This is a genomic window from Mesorhizobium sp. M0701 (genome assembly GCF_040320365.1).
Classification (GTDB): Bacteria; Pseudomonadota; Alphaproteobacteria; order Rhizobiales; family Rhizobiaceae; genus Mesorhizobium.
In genome coordinates this window covers 1-17,449 of the sequence record NZ_JAMYPO010000007.1, presented here as the reverse complement: position 1 = coordinate 17,449, position 17,449 = coordinate 1, and the positions used below count along the sequence as shown (strand labels likewise).

The following is a 17,449-nucleotide window of genomic DNA, read 5'->3' as shown; positions in this document are numbered from 1 at the left end:
CAGGGTCAGAAGCGTTCTGGCAAGGGGCGTAAGCAGGCGACATGGTCGTTTCGCATTTCCTGAAATGGATCCATACGGCGAAGGTGTCGGAGCGTGCTGCGGCGGCAAGCGCGCTGGCTCGCGCCTATGTCGACTCGGAGCTGCCTTTCGAGGACCGCTGCGCTGCCGAGGCGGCGCTGACGTTGCTGCTCGATGACGTATCGTCGAAGGTGCGGGCGGCGATCGCCGACGCGCTTTCCATGAGCCATCATGCGCCGCCGCAGATCGTCAGCGCGCTGGCCTCGGACCAGCCGGAAGTCGCAGCCTTGGTGCTGGCGCGCTCGCCGCTGCTCACCGATGCCGACCTGATCGATCGGGTTGCCGGCGGCCAGAAGGCGACGCAGAAGGTGATCGCCGACCGGCCACGCGTCTCGATGTCGGTTGCGGCGGCGATCGCCGAGATCGGCGAGCCGGAAGCCTGCGCCACGCTGCTCGCCAACAGCGGCGCCGACATCGCATCCGTCAGCTTTCGCCGCATGGCCGAGCGGCACGGCCATCTGCCTCTGGTGCGCGAGGCGCTGATCGCCGACACCCGGCTGCCCGCCGATTGCCGGCATACGCTGCTGGTCAAGCTCGGGGAGATGCTCAAGGGGTCGCCGCTGGTGCTGGCGCTGATGGGCGCCGCCAGGGCCGAGCGCGTCACGCGCGATGCTTGCATCAAGGCTTCGGTGACGCTGATCGAAGGCACGCGGACAGAGGAACATACCGCACTTGTCGAACATCTGCGCCTGCGCGGCGACCTGACCGCAAGCTTCGTCGTCCGCACCATTGCGCACGGCAAGGTCGACTTCTTTGGTTCGGCGCTGGTCGCGCTCAGCCAACAGTCCGAACAACGGGTGAGAGCACTGCTGGCCGGCGGGCATGACATAGCGTTGCAGGCACTGTTCCGCAGCGCCGGGCTTGCCGCCGCCACCCACGCCATCATTCTGCGCGCGCTGAAGGTCTGGCGCGAGGTCGCCAATGGCAAACGCCTCGCCGGCGTCCAGGAAGTCAGCTGGCTGATGCTGAAGGAATTGGGCGGACAGTCCGCAGAAGGCGATCTCGCCGGGCTGGTCAAATCGATCCATCTCGACGCGCTGCGCGAGAACGCACGCGGGCACGCGCTGGCGATCGCTGCTGCCTAAACCCGGTCCTTCGCGAAAAAATCCGGAAAATCCTCGATCGCGGCGGCAATGATGCGCAGCGAAGCGGCGATCTGCAGCATTTCGGCCGCGACGCTGCGCTCCGCGATGCCTGCTGCATACTGCCTGGCGACTGCGACGGTCGCCGTCTGCGGCTCGCCGGGCCGCCTGAACAGCAGCTCGCGTGCCAGACCGCGCAGGAAATTGGCGATGGAAAGTGCTGTTTCAGGCGGGATCGCGGAACTTTGCTGCGCGTTGCGCAGCCGTAGGATTTCGAGGCCGACGGTAACCGCAGCTATGCCGCCGCCGAGAACCGCGTCGCCTTTCTTGCCGGCGTTCTGCAGCAGTGGCATCAACTGGTTGATCCGGTCGTAGGCAAGGCTTTCGAAGGCCGATCGCCGCGGCAGGCGGTCGTGCAGGCAAAGGCGTGCAAGATCTTCGCGCATGGTTTGCAGGATGCGGTTGACTGTAACCCAGGGGTCGGCGGGCAGCACGACGGCGAAGACGCCGATCGCCAGAAGAATGCCGACAAGGACCGCTGCCGAATTGGCGAAGAACGGCTCCGGATCGTAGGTCATGACCTGATGTGGGCTGAGGAAGGCGAGGAAATTGATCGCAAAGGCCGTTGCCACGCCGACGTAGCGCGGATTGGCCATGGCCAGTGCCGCTGGCACCAGGATCGGCACGACAAAGACCATGAACCATCCGAAGCCCGGCAAAGCCGGAAGCGCCAACTGGCCGATGAGAAACGCAAAGGGCAGGGCGAGCAACGTGCCCTCGAAGAAGTTCCATGCCGACCGGATCGGATCGGCGCGCGCGGCGAACAGGCTGGAGACAACGGCGACCAGAATGACCGTGCCGGTCGCGTCCGACCATTTCGTCGCCAGCCAGAAGCCGGCGACCAGGAGCGTGGCGATTGCCGCGCGCACGGCATTGCGCGATGCCGCACGGTAATCGCGGTGCACCACCAGCGCTGGCTGCCGCCGTTCGCGACTGGCACGAGACGGGGGAGAGCGGAGTGCATCCAGGCCGCGCAGCACTTGCTGCATTGCCTCGGCGAAGTCGGCAGCAATGGTTAGGCGGGTGACAGTGCCAGCCCAGTCAATGTCTTGCCCGGCCGCGATGTCAGGCATCTGCCGTGCCTTGCCGGCGATTGCGTCGAGCCGCGCCACCCAGGGCGCCGTATCGTCCAGTGCGCCCGGCTTGGCTACCAGTTCGCCGACAACGGCCTGCAACTCGGCGCGAACGGGGATGAGGGCTGCATTCTTCGGCGCGGCGTGGGCATGCAGCGCACGCGCCGCTGACAGGGCCGACAGAAGCTGGCCGATGGTACGCCGGACCGGATAGGCGCGGGTGGCGAGGCTCGGCCCCTCCAGCCTTGCGTAGGTGCGCATCTCGCCGAGCGTTTGGACGTCGCCGATCAGCTTGCGGTGCAGCCCGGCAAGCTTTTCCGCATCGCCGCCGGAAAAAGCGCCGTCCGCATAGGCCGCCAGGTCGAGAATGCTGCGTTTCAGTCTTGAGATGATGGCGTCGGCGGCCAGTTTCGGCAGGATCAGACGGCTGCTCAGCGCGGCGCAAATGATGCCAAGCACGATTTCCGCGCAGCGCGCCACGGCGAGATCGATGACGAGGTGCGGCTGGCCGAAAGCCGGCAGGCCGATGATCATCGCGGTGTAGCCGGCAAGCGCCGCGCCATAGGCTTCCGGATTGCGTAGCAGCGACGAGACCAGCGAGCAGATGCCGATCCAGACGGCAAGAACTGCAACCAGCAACCACGGGTTGGCATCGAAAACAGTGGTAATGCCGATCGCAGCCAGCGCGCCGGCAAGCGTGCCGAGGAGACGATAAAACCCCTTCGCCAGCACCATGCCGGCGACCGGCTGTGCGACGATGAACACCGTCATCATCGCCCATTGCGGGTGGTCGAGCTTCAGCGCATAGGCGGCCAATATCGCGATGAGGCCGGCCGAAACGGTGCGCAGGGCAAAGATCCAGTCCGAGCGCGTCGGCCGCGTCAGGCCAGCGATCCGCGTGCCGATATCGTCCTTCAGCCGCGCCCAGGTCAAGTGCTCGTCTCCAGCTCAGAAGGCCAAGCTAGCGGCGGGAGCTCAGATATCCAGCACTTCCGTCTCGGCGAATTCCGCGCGTTCCTGGATGAACCGGAAACGGGCCTCGGGCTTGGTCCCCATCAATGCGTCGACCGCATCCTTGGTCGCCGCCTCGGCATCGATAACGTCGACCCGCAGCAGCGTGCGCTTTTTCGGGTCCATGGTGGTTTCCTTGAGCTGGGCGGCCATCATTTCGCCCAGCCCCTTGAAGCGGCCGATTTCGACCTTGCCGCGCCCGGTGAATTCGGTGCGCAGGAGTTCGTCCTTGTGCGCGTCGTCGCGGGCATAGGCGACCTTGCCGCCTTGCCGGATCGAATAAAGCGGCGGGACCGCCAGATAGAGATGGCCGCCGCGGACCAGGCTTGGCATCTCCTGGTAGAAAAAGGTGATCAGCAGCGAGGCGATATGGGCGCCGTCGACGTCGGCATCGGTCATGATGATGACCCGGTCGTAACGCAGGTCCTCGTCGCGATATCTCGAGCGCGTGCCGCAGCCAAGCGCCTGGATGAGGTCGGATATCTGCTGGTTGGCGGCAAGCTTGTCGTTGCCGGCGCTGGCGACGTTGAGGATCTTGCCGCGCAGAGGCAGCACCGCCTGGCTGGCGCGGTCGCGCGCCTGCTTTGCCGAACCGCCGGCCGAATCGCCCTCGACGATGAACAGCTCGGCACCGGCGGCGGCATTCTGCGTGCAGTCGGCGAGCTTGCCGGGCAGGCGCAGCTTGCGCACCGCACTCTTGCGCGACACTTCCTTTTCCTGGCGGCGGCGCACCCGCTCGTCGGCGCGCGCGATCACCCATTCGAGCAGTTTCGAAGCTTCCTGCGGATTGTCGGCCAGCCAATGGTCGAACGGGTCGCGGATAGCGCTTTCGACGATGCGGATCGCCTCGATCGTCGCCAACCTGTCCTTGGTCTGGCCGACGAATTCCGGTTCGCGGATGAACACCGACAGCATGCCCGCCGCCGAGATCATCACATCCTCGGAAGTGACGATCGAGGCGCGCTTGTTGCCGACCAGGTCGGCATAAGCGCGCAAGCCGCGCGTCAGGACGTTGCGGAAGCCGGCCTCATGCGTGCCGCCCTCCGCGGTCGGGATGGTGTTGCAATAGGAATTGATAAAACCGTCGCCGCCGAACCAGGTCACCGCCCATTCGAGCGAACCGTGGCCGCCCTGCTTCTCGCTCTTGCCGGCAAACATTTCACGGGTCACCTGGAATTCGTCGCCGAGCGAGGCTTTCAGATAGTCCTTGAGGCCGCCCGGAAAATGGAATTCTGCCTTGGCCGGCGTCGTGTCCTTTTCCTTGATCAGCGACGGATCGCAGGTCCAGCGGATTTCGACACCGCCGAACAGATAGGCCTTTGACCGCGCCATGCGGTAGAGCCGCGCAGGCTCGAAAGCAGCACCCTTGCCGAAAATCTGCTCGTCTGGATGGAAGCGGATCTTCGTGCCGCGGCGGTTGTGCACCTCGCCGAGCTGCTCCAGGCCGGTCACCGGAACGCCTCGCGAGAAGCGCTGGCGATAGAGCTTGCGCCCAATCGCGACCTCGACCTCGAGATGGTCGGACAGCGCGTTGACCACGGAAACGCCGACACCGTGCAGGCCGCCGGACGTCTCGTAAACCTTGCTGTCGAACTTGCCGCCTGAATGCAGCGTCGTCATGATGAGTTCGAGCGCCGGCTTCTTGAATTTCGGGTGCGGATCGACCGGAATGCCGCGACCGTTGTCGGTTACGGACAAGTATCCGTCGGCGGAAAGCTCGACATCGATGAAGGTCGCATGGCCGGCGACCGCCTCGTCCATCGAATTGTCGATGACCTCGGCGAACAGATGGTGCATCGCCTTGTCGTCGGTGCCGCCAATGTACATGCCCGGGCGGCGGCGCACCGGCTCCAGCCCCTCCAGCACTTCGATATCGGCGGCACTGTAGCTCTCGCTGGCGTCGCGGGGCGCCGGCCGCTTCGCCGCCTGCACCAGCGGGTCGGCCGGGCGCGCGGCGGCGCGAGCCGGTTGCGGCTGCTTGTCCAATTTGGCGAAAAGATCGTTATTGTCGTCCATGCCGGTCCTGGATTCCGATGCTGCGAATCACCACCCGATACTGCCACGCTTTTCGCGGGCAGGCGACGGAGGTTCCTGTTACGTTCGAGGATAGAGCCTCTTACTGCAAAACCATTCGACAGCCAAGCGGCGGAAATGGGGTCGAAGCTTGGGGCATCGACGCTTTGTAAACCTTGTCCGAAGGTTACGCCGCAAGGTTGGCTGAAAAACGATATCCGCGAACTGTCGCTGACCTAGAATGCAGTGGAACCCTCAAGAGGCTGTCGCTTAAGCATGTTGGATTACAGTTCGCTTCTGCTCGCGGCGGCGCTGTCGGGCACGTGCCTTAGCATCACCATGTTTGCGATCTGGTTCAGCGCGCCACAGGCACGCTTTGTGCTGACGGTGGCCTGCGGCATTCTCGTGCTGGTCGCACATGTCGTGTTGTTTTGGCATTACGCAAGAGATCCAAGCCCCTGGCTTTGCCAGATCGTGCTTGCGCTTCTCAGCCTCGGTTTCCTGATTATCTGCCTGTCGGCTATGCAATATCTCGGCATAGGCGACTACAGGCGAGCCATCTTGCCGACCTTGGTTGCGATGGCTGTTTGCGCGGGCGCGACGTATCTCGGGTTTGATGGTGTCGGCATTATTGTCACCTACGCGACGGTAACGGCGCTGCTCTCGCTCATCGGGGCGATGTTCTGGATTGAGGGTGGTCACGATCGCCGGATATTGCTGGTCGTCTCGTTCCTGAGCGGCGTCTGTGCGCTGTCGTTCGGACTTTGCGGCGCGGTCCTGCTGGTCACGGGCCAATGGGTGCTGGGTGTTGCGCCCGACAATTGGGCCGAGCGGGTGAATTCCGTCGTGGCCGTCGCCTGCATGACCGGGCTCGGCGCATTGACGCTCTCCCTGCACCATTTGCAGGCGCAGATCGAACTGAAGGCCGAGACGATGACCGATCCATTGACCGGGCTGATGAATCGGCGGGCGTTGACGGCACTCTACGGCGAGCGGGTCTTCGGTCCGTTCATGTCCGTCGCCATGTTCGACCTCGACCATTTCAAGAGGACGAACGACGTATTCGGTCACCCGGTCGGCGACCAGGTCCTGCGCTGCTTCGCCGGCGTCATCAGGAAGTACGCCAGAACCGGCGTCGACGCCTTCCGGTTGGGCGGCGAGGAATTCGTGCTCGTCATGTCGCGGATGACGGAAGAGAAGGCCTATGACATTGCGAGCAAGATCAGCGTCGCCTTCGGCACGGAAGTCGTGGCCACCCAGCTCGGTCCGTTGCGAAGCACAGTCAGCGGCGGCATCGGCTTTGGCGGAACAAACGGCACCGGTCTCGACGATGTGCTGGCCGAAGCCGACGCAGCACTCTATGCGGCAAAGCGCGCCGGGAGAAATCGCGTCGTCGTCCGGGACCGGGCGAGCAAGGCCGACGGGCCGGCCTTGCGTTCTGCCTGATTGAGGTTTCTATCTTCTTGTTAGACCCACGATCTTGTCCGAAAACCGGATTCCACTTTTCGGGATCATGATCTATTCCGCCGCACCCAGATATTCCGACAGCGGCGGGCAGGAGCAGACAAGGTTGCGGTCGCCGGCGACATTGTCGATGCGCGACACCGGCGGCCAGTATTTTGCCGCCGTGTCGGCATCGCCGGCGGGGTAGGCCGCCTCCAGGCGCGAATAGGGATGGGTCCACTGGCCGGCCAACGCCTCGGCGGCGGTGTGCGGCGCATTGACTAGAGGATTGTCGGCCAACGGCCATTCGCCCTTCGCCACCTTGGCTGCCTCGCCGGCTATGGCGATCATCGCCTCGCAGAAGCGATCCAGCTCGCGCTTGGGCTCGGACTCGGTCGGCTCCACCATCAGTGTGCCGGCCACCGGGAACGACATGGTCGGTGCATGGAAGCCATAGTCGATCAGCCGCTTGGCGATATCGTCGACGCTGATGCCGGCGCTGTCCTTGAGCACGCGGGTGTCGAGGATGCATTCATGCGCAACGCGTCCGTTGCGCCCTTTGTAAAGCAGGGGGAAATGCTCGCCGAGCCGCGTCGCCACATAGTTGGCGGAGATGATCGCCGTCTCGGTCGCCTGCTTCAGGCCGGAAGCGCCCATCATGCGGATATACATCCAGGTGATCGGCAGGATGGAGGCACTGCCGAACGGTGCCGCCGCCACGGCATGGGCCGAGCCTTCGGTGACGTGGCCGGGCAGATATGGCTTCAGGTGCGCCTTGACGCCGATCGGGCCGACACCGGGGCCGCCGCCGCCATGCGGGATGCAGAAGGTCTTGTGCAGGTTCATGTGGCAGACATCGGCGCCGATATCGCCGGGACGGGCGAGGCCGACCAGCGCGTTGAGGTTGGCGCCGTCGAAATAGACCTGGCCGCCATGGCTGTGGACGAGGGCACAAAGGTCGCGCGCGCCTTCCTCGAAGACGCCATGCGTCGAAGGATAGGTGAACATCAGCGCCGCAAGATTGTGCGCATGCTCGGCCGTCTTGGCCTGCAGGTCTTCCATGTCGATATTGCCGTCCTCGGTGCAGCGCACGACGACGACGCTCATGCCGGCCATGGCAGCACTTGCCGGATTGGTGCCATGCGCCGAGGACGGGATCAGGCAGACGGTGCGATGGCCTTCGCCGCGCGACAGATGATAGCCGCGAATGGCGAGCAGCCCGGCATATTCGCCCTGGCTGCCGGCATTGGGCTGCAGGGTCACCGCGTCGAAGCCGGTGATCTCGGCCAGCCAGCCTTCCAGCTCGTCGATCATGGCGCGATAGCCTATCGAATGGTTTGCCGGCGCGAAGGGATGCAGGTTGGCGACATCAGGCCAGCTCACCGGCATCATTTCGGCGGCGGCGTTGAGCTTCATGGTGCAGGAGCCGAGCGGGATCATGGCGCGGTCGAGCGCCAGGTCCTTGTCGGCCAGCCGGCGCAGGAAGCGCATCATGTCGGTTTCCGAGTGGTTTTCGCGGAAGACGGGCTGGGTGAGGAACTCCTTGCCGCGCATTTTTCCGGGCATGGAACTGCGGGCGGCAACGCCGGCCTTGGCGCCGAAAAGCGCTGCGATCGCCTCCAGATCGGCTTCGGTGGAGGTCTCGTCGAAGCTGATGCCGACATGGTCGGTGTCGATGACGCGCAGCAGCCGGCCGGTCTTTTCTGCGGCGGCGGCAATCGCGCCGGCTCTGCCCTTCACTTTCACGGTCACAGTGTCGAAGCGGCTGTCGCCGAGCACCGAAACGCCCGCTGCCTTGAGGCCGGCAGCCAGGCGGTTGGCCAGCGTGTGGACGCGGCCGGCAATCGCCTGCAGCCCGGCAGGGCCATGCCAGATCGCGTAGGCCGTCGCCATATTGGCGAGCAGCGCCTGTGCGGTGCAGATGTTGGACGTCGCCTTGTCGCGGCGGATATGCTGTTCGCGTGTCTGCAAAGCGAGGCGATAACCAGGACGGCCCTTGCTATCCGTCGACTGGCCAACGAGCCGGCCGGGCATCAGCCGCGTCAGCCTGTCGGAGACGGCGCAATAGGCGGCGTGCGGCCCGCCAAAGCCCATCGGCACGCCAAAACGCTGCATCGGGCCGACGGCGATGTCGGCGCCAAGCCTGGCCGGCGCATCGGTCAGCGTCAGGCCAAGCGGGTCGGCGATGAAGACGACCAGCGCGCCGGCAGCACGGGCCCTGTCGATCGCTGCCTTGTGGTCGCCGTAGACGCCGAATGTATCGGGCCAGGAGACCAGCAGGGCGGCGGTGTTGTCGTCGATCACCTCGCCGTCGACCTCGATGCCGAGCGGCTCGGCGCGGGTGCGCACGACGTCCAGCGTCTGCGGGTGCGGCGTGCCGGCCAGTGCCACCTTGGTGCGCTTGTCGCGATGAAGGCGCAGCGCGATGCCAACCGCTTCGGCCACCGCCGTCGCCTCGTCGAGCAGCGAGGCCGATGCCACCGGCAGGCCGGTCAGTTCCGTCACCAGTGTCTGGAAGTTGAACAGCATCTCCAGCCGGCCCTGACTGATCTCGGCTTGGTAAGGCGTGTAAGCCGTATACCAGGCCGGGTTCTCGAACAGGTTGCGCTGGATCACCGGCGGCACGTGGACGCCATGATACCCGGCACCGATGAAGCTCTTCTGCACCGTGTTCTTTGCCATCGTCGCCGCGAGCTCGGCCAGCGCTTCCGCTTCGCTTGCGGGCGCGGGCAGGGCCAGCGGCCGGTCGAGCCGGATCGACTTCGGCACTGCCTGGCTGATCAGGGTCTCGACCGAAGGAACGCCGATCGTCGCCAGCATGGCTCTGACGTCATGGAGGCCCGGGCCGATATGGCGAGCCGAGAAGGGGTAGGGTGCTGCGGTCATCTTCCTGGTCCTGCTATCAACCAATATGGGCTTTGTAAGCGGCTTCATCGAGGAGTCCGTCGAGTTGGCGCTCATTGGCCAGCTTCATCTTCCACAACCAGCCGTCGCCGGTTGCCGCCGAATTGACGAGTGAAGGATCCGATGACAGCGAGGTGTTGGCCTCGGTGATCTCGCCGTCGACCGGCGCGTAGACGTCCGATGCGGCCTTGACCGATTCGACCACCACGGCGGTGTCGCCCTTGGCCAGCTTCTTCCCCGGCTCCGGCAGTTCGACGAAGACGAGATCGCCGAGCTGCTGCTGCGCGTAATCGGTGATGCCGACCGTGGCGATGCCGCCCTCGACGCGCAGCCATTCGTGATCTTCGGTGAAATAGGTCTTTGCCATTGAAATCATCCTTTGCGGTAGCGATGGGGCGTGAAGGGCAACGGGTGGATGTCGACCGGGATTTTCGTCCCGCGGACATCGGCGAACAGTTTTGCGCCGGATTTGGCAAGCGGCGTCTGGACGTAGCCCATGGCGACCGGATGACCGGCCGAGGGGCCGAAGCCGCCTGAGGTGACATGGCCGGCAGGGTTGCCGTCAGCATCGAAAAGGGCAGCACCGGCGCGCACCGGCTGGCGGCCTTCCGGCTTCAGGCCGACGCGTTTTTGCGCCGGACCACGCTCCAGGATGGCGCGCAGCGCATCGGCGCCGATGAAGGCGCCAGAGGCGCGAACCTCCTTGGGGATGGCCCACATCAGCCCGGCGCTGGCCGGATCGATCTCCGGCGTGATGTCCAGCCCGTGCAGGCACAGTCCGGCTTCGAGCCGCAGGCTGTCGCGGGCGGCAAGGCCGACCCACATCACCCGCTCGTCCTCGAGCAGCCTGGCGACGAGGTTTCTTGCATCCGCTTCCGGCAGGCCGATCTCGAAGCCGTCTTCGCCGGTATAGCCGGACCGGCTCATGAACCATTTTTCGCGCGGCTCGATGCCGTGCATGAACACCAGCGAACCGGTCTCGATGCCGGCGCGGGAAAGGGCAGCCCACGCCTCGGGGCCCTGTATGGCCAGGAAGACGCGGTCGAGCGCATCCACTTTTACATCGAAATCGCCCTCTGCATCGAAATTTTTGGCCAGTGCGCGCAGATGCTTTTCGTCGGCGGCGGCGTTGCCGGCATTGGCGACCATCATGAAGCGCTCGGCGCCGAGCCTGGTGACGATCAGATCGTCCAGAATGCCGGCCGCCTCATTGAGGAAGAACGTGTATTTGGACTGGGAAACCTCAAGTGCGCCGGCATCGAACGGGCAGGCGCGGTTCAGAAGCGCTGCTGCCCCCGTACCGCTGATTTCGAACAGCTTCATGTGCGAGATGTCGAACAGGCCGGCATGCTCACGGCTGTGCAGGTGCTCCTTCATCACGCCGGCCGGATAGGTCAGCGGCATCGACCAGCCGGCGAAGGCGCCAAAGCGCGCACCAGCTGCCATGTGCAGATCTTCGAGGGGAAGGTGTTTGGTATCGTCGCCCGTCATGTCATCTCCAGAGTCGCACGCAAGCGGCCGCGAATGGCGACCAGTCCGTGCCCCTCTGTCTGAAGCCTGAGAGACTCGCGCCCCGTAACTCTGTCGGCAGCGCTTACACCTTCGGCGCGGGGGCAAGCCCCGACTTTCCAGAGTGTCTTTCCCGTCTACGGTTCTTTTGCCTGAGAGATTTCGGGCGATTTCCCCTTCGGCGGCAGCTCTCGCTGCTCTCTCCCACAAACAGGTAGGACTCGGTCAGGAGCCCTCGACTCGTCATCCATAGCCCGTGGACGACACCTTGTCACCTGCCGGCGACATTTTTACGCCAAGTCTTCTGCAGGCCTTCTTTACAGGCAAGCCTTCGCTAACCACGCCGCTTGCCGGTTTCTCAAGACCTTGCCGATATACCGCATAAGGGCCGGGAATTACCGGCGGCGGGCGGGGAACAAAATGGGCGAATTGATCATGAGCGCGCCGGTGGCCGGGCTGACCTCGAAAAATCGGATCACGGCGGAAGACGTGGTCATGCTGCGCGGCGAAGTGTTCGGCGACGGCGTGGTAACGCGCGGCGAGGCCGAGGCGCTGTTTGCGCTGGATGCAACGGCGAGGGACAAATGCGCAGAATGGCTTGAGTTTTTCGTCGAGGCCGTCACCGATTTCATCGTCCACCAGGAAAAGCCGGCGGGCTATGTTTCGCAAGACAATGCCGACTGGCTGATCCGGACGATTTCGCGCGACGGCATGGTCGACAGCCAGACCGAACTCGAGCTGCTGGTGCATGTGCTGGAAGTTGCCAAATCATCGCCGAGCACGCTTTCCAGCTATGCGCTGGAGCAGGTCGCTCATGCGGTCGTGGACGGCAAGGGGCCGCTGATGACCGGCGGCAGGCTTATCCCTGGGTCGATTGCCAAGGCTGAGGTCGAGCTGTTGCGCCGCATCCTTTACGCCTACGGCGGCGATGGCAACATCGCCATCAGCCGCGCCGAGGCCGAGGTGCTGTTCGAGATCAACGAGCGGACAGCGGCGGGCGACAACGATCCGTCCTGGAACGATCTGTTCGTCAAGGCGATCGCCAATTTCGTCATGTGTTCGGCCGGCTACGAACCGCCGGTGCGCGACGTGGCGCTGCGCCGGGATTCGTTCTTCGAGCAGGCCGATCCGGAGATCGGCGGGTTCTTCAGCCGCATGGTATCGGGCGGCCTGTCCGGCATCATGGAAGCCTATCGCTCACCCGGCGATATCGAAGCCGAGTGGGAGTCCAAGAACAAGGCAGCCGAGGCTCTGGCCCGCCGCGCCGAGACGGTCGATGCCGGCGAGGCCAAATGGCTCGCTGAACACATCGGCGACCGGCCGCTGCATGAGAACGAGCGCGCGCTGCTGACGCTGATCAAGCACGCCTCGCCGGAAATCCATCCGGCGCTCAAGCCGCTGATCGACAAGGTTGCATAACAGGTCGCGACCCTATTGCTTGGCGGGCTCGGACTTAGCTGTCTCGAAGCGCGACATCCATTTGAAGCTGCCGAACCAGTAGCGGCGCACGCCGCCTATGGTGCCGTCGGCGGTGCGCGCGCCGATCCAGTTGTTGACGTATTGGATGAGGCGGACATCGTCCGGGCGCATCGCAAACGCTTCCGGCGTCCGCAACAGCGGGCCGCCCACCATCGTCAACTTCGCGTCATAGAGCCTGGCGGCCATCTGCGGCGTCGGCGACGTCGCGACCATCGCCTGTGCGTCGCCGCCGATGATCGCGGCGAAAACATCTGAGGTATTGTCGAAAGACAGGATGGTCGCCTTGGGAAAAGCTTCCTTCGCGGCGGCTTCATCGGTGGAATTGGACAGCACGGCGATCTTGTATCCCGGCGCCGCCACTGCCTTTCCCGGCCTTTTCCCAAGGCTGGCGATCGTCGCAACCATACGGATATCGGCGGTACCGGTCTGGTTGGAGAACACCACCTCGCGTGCGCGTTCCGGCGTGCTGGCGTAGCCCGCCGCGATCATGTCGAAATCACCCTTGAGCAGTCTTGTCTTGAGGTCGTTCCAGGGCACCTCGACCAGCTTCAGGTCGACGCCGAGATCAGACGCCAGCGCACTGGTCAGGTCGACATCATAGCCGGCCAACTTCCCGTCGGCCTTCTTGAGGATCCATGGCGGGTTGAGCGCCACGCCGATCGTCAGTGCCTTCTGGTCGATGATGCGCTTGAGGCTGTCGTCCGCCCGGGCCGGCAGCAGCGACAAAGCCAACCAGGCAGAAAGGGCAAGTATAGTTGTGGCGATCATCTTAGCGCGCATTAATATAACCTCGCTGAGCCCGTCCGGTTGTCAGATTTACACAGAGGTGCCATTCTGTCGATAGCGGACCCTGATGGAGAGTTGCGATGTCGACACGGATGACGGTTACCGGTTCGATGATGTTCCTGGTTTGCATCCTGGGCAATCCGGCGAAGCTTTCGCTGCTGCCGGCGGCAGCGCAGGCTGCGGGGGCAAAACGCGTGGTCTGCTCCAGCGCCGATTACCGCTATTCCTATTGCGGGGTCGATACGCGCCGCGGCGTGCAGTTGACCTCCAGGCTTTCGAAGGCGCGTTGCGTATACGGTAGAAGCTGGGGCTATGACGGCGGCGGCATCTGGGTCGACAATGGTTGCTCGGCCGAATTCGCAGTCGCCGGCCCCGACCGCAATCCCTCTGCTGGCGACGTCGCCGCAGCCATTATCGTCGGCGGCGTGGTAGGCGCCATTCTCGACAACGGCAATTCGCATCGCCATCATTCCGATAATTACTATCCGAAGCCGCGCCCGCGCCGTTACGACCAATCGATCGATCCGACGCCGCAATTCGACAATCAGGGCAACCCCAACTTCGATACCCACGGCAACTACCAGGGACCGCACGGGCTGGGCAAGCTTGTCACCCCTGACGATAATCCTGACCTGAATCCGGCCCTGCGCAGCGACGGCGACGACAGCGACGACGACAGTTAGATGAAGCTTGGGTCAGGTTTCGGTCAGATGCCGCCGTACCAGTCGTAGCCATTGTCCTCCCAATAGCCGCCTCTGCCGCCGCCGAGATTGGCGAAGCCGTCGACCAGCTCGATCTTGTAGAGGTATTTCGGCATCTTGTAGCCGAGCTGGCGCTCGACGCGGACGCGCAGCGGCGCGCCGTTCTCGACCGGCAATGGCTTGCCGTTGAGGCCATAGGCAAGGATCGTCTGCGGATGGCGGGCATCGACCAGGTCGATCGAGCCGTAATATTTGATGTCGCCGGCAAGGCTGCGGTCGATCGTATCGAGGCAGTGGAACATGACGTAGCGCGCCTGCGGCTTGACCACTGCCTGATCGAGCACCAGCGACAGCGGCGTGCCGGTCCATTTGGCAATGCAGCTCCAGCCTTCGACGCAGTCGTGACGGGTGATCTGGGTGCGGCTCGGCATGTTCATCAGCTGCTCGCGGCTCAGCGACAGCGGTTTTTCGACCAGGCCTGAAACCTCCAGCCGCCAGTCGGCGAAATCGCTGGCGAGCAGGCCCTTGTAGAAATCGTCGTCCGGTGCGGTGACACCGTTCGGCCGCTGTGGCTGGCGAATGTCGGCCTCGGTGAACTCCGGCGCCAGCGCGTCAGCGCCGGCAAGCAGTCGCTGCGCCCGCCAGGTCAGGCCATTGGCGCTTTCGAGGAAGCTGCGCAGGCTGTCGCCGACGCCCAGCTGGCTGTCGAAGGCGTCGCAGCCCGACAGCATGATGCCGGAAAGGCCGAGGCTGGCCGAGGTCAGGAACTTTCTTCGGCTTATCTGTAGCTTGGAGCTGATCTCGAATTTCGCCATGTCAGGCACTCCTCTCTGGCGCATTGTCGCCATGCGCCGGCGGGTCGGTTCGGTACCACCCGGTGATGATGGAGCGCAGCTCGTTGATCGGGCCGGCGGCCAGGATCATCAGGATGTGGATAATGAAGAAGGCGACGAGCAGCAGCATCACCGTGAAATGAATGGTGCGCGCCGTCTGTCGGCCGCCGAGCAGATCATTCAGGAACGGCAGCACCGAATCCATGCTCGGCGACATGGCAAGCCCGGTGATGATCATCAGCGGCAGCAGCACGAAAAGCACGCCGCCATAGGCCATCTTCTGCAGCGTGTTGTAGTCGCGCGTGTGATGGAACCTGAGCTTGGCGTGCTCGACAATGTCTCGCGGCAAGCGCCTGAAATCATCGAGGCGCGGGGCAAGATCGCGGCGCAAATGGCCGTTGATCAGGCTGGCGACCAGCCAGACCAGCAGCGTGGTGGTCAGCACCCAGGCAAAGAAGAAATGAACGACGCGCGCGGTGCCGAGATCGTAATAGGAAGGGATCGTCGCCCAGGACGGGAAGGCACGGGAGGTTTCCTGGCCGGCCGGACCCGACCAGCCGAGCACGCCAGTGGTATCGAAGCGCTTGCCGAAGATTTCGGTATAGCCGCGCGGGCCAGTCGCCGTATTCTCGGCGCCAATGGCGAAGACGGTGTTGTTGTAGCCAAAACCCGACTCCTTGCCGATATAGAGCTGCGGGCGGGCGTTGAAGATCTGCAGGCCGGAAAGCAGCATGAAGAACAGCGCGATCGCCCACAGCCAATGCGTCAGCCGCGTCCAGCGCGACTGGCGATAGATCAGCGTCGCATCACTCGGCGCGGCGGTATCTGCTCCGGCGGCTTGGTTTCTGGCAAGCGATTCCATTTGTTGTTCCCTCCGGCCGCGCGTTCGTCGCGGCCTCGTCAGATCTCTTCTCCTCCCAATACGTCGCCAGCCTAAGCGATGTTTCACCCGATCACGGATTTATTACGGACTGCCGAGGCTGACGGCGAGGTTGACCGCGGCTGCCACGATGACCGTGTTGAAGAAGAACGACAGGATCGAATGCACAAGCACGACACGGCGCATTTGCGAGGTCGTGATGTTAGTGTCGGCGGTTTGGGCCGTCATGCCGATCACCGTGGCGAAATAGAGGAAATCCGAGCCTTCCGGCCGCTTGCCGCCCGGGAAGTCGAGGCCGCCGACCGGAATTTTCTTTTTTGTGTCGCCATCCATCGCATCGCCATCCAACCAGTAGATATGCGCGTAGTGAAGTGCGGCCATCGCATGGATGGTCAACCAGCCAAGCGGGATAGACAGCAGCGCCACCGTAAGCTCGACGGTGTCCGCGCTCTTCTCCCTGTTGATCAATTGAAACAACGAAATGATGGCAATAGCGACGACAATCAGCGTGACCGCGAAGATGGCCAGTACCGGCAGGTCCGTGTCGCCTGCATCCTTGCGCAGATAGCTGCCGGTAAGCCGCGGCATGTGGGCGATGACAAGAACGAGATAGGCGGCAAAGAACACATTGGCGCCGATCGAATAGGCAAGCGGCGCACGCCAGACCAGCGCGGCGCCAAAGGCTGCCGCGCCGATGCAGGCCGACACCGCGAACGGCGTGTGGCGTCGCATGGGCATCTTGGTCGGGGTACCGGTCGCCATGACCTTCAGTCCGCTGACGCGGATTTCAGCGCTCGCCGTAGGATGCGGTCAAGCTCGCCCAGGAACCGCGAGCGATCCTGCGGCGCGAAGCTCGAATTGTAGCCCTTGCTTTCGCCGGTTTCGCGCAGATGCTGCTTGAGATCGCGCATTGCCACCGCCATGCCGATCGTTTCGGGCGTAAACGGGCGTCCGGTCGGACCAAGTACGTGGGCGCCAAGCGCCACCGCGCGCGCGGCAAGCGGGATATCGGCGGTCACCACGATATCGTTGGACCGGGCATTTTCGACGATCCAGTCGTCGGCGGCATCGGCGCCCTTGGAGACGACGACATTGCGGATCATCGGATCGCGCGACGGACGCAAGCCGCCATTGGAGACGAAGGTGACGACGATGCCGTGCCGCTCGGCGACTTTTTCGACCTCGGCCTTCACCGGGCAGGCGTCGGCATCGACGAGAATAGCAGGTGCGGGCATCGTTGTTCCAAATGTGAAAGAGCCGGGCGGCGTCGCCCGGCTCGATCGATGATAGTCGAGCGGCTACTAGGCCGGCAACGCGCCGGATCTCTTGGCCGTCCAGGTGGCGATATAGTCCATCAGTCCTGGATTGAGGCAATCGTAAGGTTCGAGCCCGATCGACTTCAGCTGTGACCTTATGCCGTCCATGCGGCTCGGATCGACACCGGATTCGATGATCGAAGAGACAAAGGCGGTGAAGCCCGGCGGTGACCAGCCGTCTTCCTGGAAGCGTTCCGGATGGATGAAGGACAGCCCCTTGAAAGCGTGGTCGCGCTCGACCGGGCCGTGCATGTGGACGCCGCAGCCGGTGCAGGCATGGC

General features: G+C 63.9%; 14 protein-coding genes, 1 pseudogene and 1 riboswitch. Of the genes and pseudogenes, 4 read left to right on the top strand and 11 right to left on the bottom strand.

The window, feature by feature from the left end; all coding sequences use genetic code 11:
- The first annotated feature begins 41 nt into the window (after positions 1–41).
- Positions 42–1,163, top strand: coding sequence for a DUF2336 domain-containing protein (locus NKI24_RS09020; RefSeq protein WP_352451348.1), 1,122 nt, complete (start codon positions 42–44; stop codon positions 1,161–1,163).
- On the opposite strand, the gene NKI24_RS09015 is transcribed toward NKI24_RS09020, so the two are convergent.
- Positions 1,160–3,226, bottom strand: coding sequence for an FUSC family protein (locus NKI24_RS09015; protein ID WP_352744595.1), 2,067 nt, complete (start codon positions 3,224–3,226; stop codon positions 1,160–1,162). The two genes, NKI24_RS09020 and NKI24_RS09015, sit on opposite strands and share 4 nt — an antisense overlap.
- A 42-nt stretch (positions 3,227–3,268) precedes the next feature.
- Positions 3,269–5,320 (bottom strand): DNA topoisomerase IV subunit B, encoded by a 2,052-nt coding sequence (gene parE / locus NKI24_RS09010; protein ID WP_352737122.1) that lies wholly within the window; start codon positions 5,318–5,320, stop codon positions 3,269–3,271.
- 273 nt (positions 5,321–5,593) lie between these two features.
- Between parE and NKI24_RS09005 the strand changes: the two genes are divergently transcribed.
- Positions 5,594–6,763: a GGDEF domain-containing protein gene (locus NKI24_RS09005; protein WP_352744591.1), complete on the top strand. Its 1,170-nt coding sequence runs from the start codon at positions 5,594–5,596 to the stop codon at positions 6,761–6,763.
- 72 nt (positions 6,764–6,835) lie between these two features.
- On the opposite strand, the gene gcvP is transcribed toward NKI24_RS09005, so the two are convergent.
- Genes gcvP through gcvT form a run of 3 tightly spaced genes read right to left on the bottom strand, consistent with a single transcriptional unit; the run spans position 6,836 to position 11,155 of the window.
- Complete coding sequence (gcvP, locus tag NKI24_RS09000; RefSeq protein ID WP_352744589.1) at positions 6,836–9,646, bottom strand: aminomethyl-transferring glycine dehydrogenase; 2,811 nt, start codon at positions 9,644–9,646, stop codon at positions 6,836–6,838.
- Positions 9,647–9,662: 16 nt separating this feature from the next.
- Positions 9,663–10,031: a glycine cleavage system protein GcvH gene (gene gcvH / locus NKI24_RS08995; RefSeq protein ID WP_352451343.1), complete on the bottom strand. Its 369-nt coding sequence runs from the start codon at positions 10,029–10,031 to the stop codon at positions 9,663–9,665.
- Between the two features lie 5 nt (positions 10,032–10,036).
- On the bottom strand, positions 10,037–11,155 hold the full coding sequence (gcvT, locus tag NKI24_RS08990) for a glycine cleavage system aminomethyltransferase GcvT (RefSeq protein ID WP_352473893.1): 1,119 nt from the start codon (positions 11,153–11,155) through the stop codon (positions 10,037–10,039).
- A 148-nt stretch (positions 11,156–11,303) separates the two neighbouring features.
- Positions 11,304–11,390, bottom strand: a riboswitch (glycine riboswitch).
- Between the two features lie 203 nt (positions 11,391–11,593).
- Here gcvT and NKI24_RS08985 point away from each other — a divergent pair.
- Complete coding sequence (locus NKI24_RS08985) at positions 11,594–12,592, top strand: hypothetical protein (RefSeq protein ID WP_352451341.1); 999 nt, start codon at positions 11,594–11,596, stop codon at positions 12,590–12,592.
- Positions 12,593–12,604: 12 nt separating this feature from the next.
- Here the strand turns inward: NKI24_RS08985 and NKI24_RS08980 are convergent, their stop codons facing one another.
- A complete protein-coding gene (locus NKI24_RS08980) occupies positions 12,605–13,420 on the bottom strand; it encodes a transporter substrate-binding domain-containing protein (RefSeq protein ID WP_352744585.1) in 816 nt (271 codons plus the stop codon).
- A gap of 98 nt (positions 13,421–13,518) precedes the next feature.
- Here NKI24_RS08980 and NKI24_RS08975 point away from each other — a divergent pair, with 98 nt between their 5' ends.
- On the top strand, positions 13,519–14,121 hold the full coding sequence (locus NKI24_RS08975; RefSeq protein WP_352451338.1) for a DUF3011 domain-containing protein: 603 nt from the start codon (positions 13,519–13,521) through the stop codon (positions 14,119–14,121).
- 23 nt (positions 14,122–14,144) lie between these two features.
- On the opposite strand, the gene NKI24_RS08970 is transcribed toward NKI24_RS08975, so the two are convergent.
- The 5 genes and pseudogenes from NKI24_RS08970 to NKI24_RS08950 form a co-directional block, all read right to left on the bottom strand.
- The gene (locus NKI24_RS08970) at positions 14,145–14,954 is read right to left on the bottom strand and encodes a molybdopterin-binding protein (protein WP_352451337.1); all 810 of its coding nucleotides are present in this window, start codon (positions 14,952–14,954) and stop codon (positions 14,145–14,147) included.
- 1 nt (position 14,955) lies between these two features.
- Entirely contained in the window at positions 14,956–15,834 is an 879-nt protein-coding gene (locus tag NKI24_RS08965) for a cytochrome b/b6 domain-containing protein (RefSeq protein WP_352454437.1), read from the bottom strand.
- A 102-nt stretch (positions 15,835–15,936) separates the two neighbouring features.
- Positions 15,937–16,614: a DUF1345 domain-containing protein gene (locus tag NKI24_RS08960; protein WP_352744580.1), complete on the bottom strand. Its 678-nt coding sequence runs from the start codon at positions 16,612–16,614 to the stop codon at positions 15,937–15,939.
- Between the two features lie 5 nt (positions 16,615–16,619).
- Positions 16,620–17,087: a YaiI/YqxD family protein gene (locus NKI24_RS08955; RefSeq protein WP_352454435.1), complete on the bottom strand. Its 468-nt coding sequence runs from the start codon at positions 17,085–17,087 to the stop codon at positions 16,620–16,622.
- Positions 17,088–17,153: 66 nt separating this feature from the next.
- Positions 17,154–17,449: pseudogene (locus NKI24_RS08950) on the bottom strand (S-(hydroxymethyl)glutathione synthase); the annotation flags it as partial.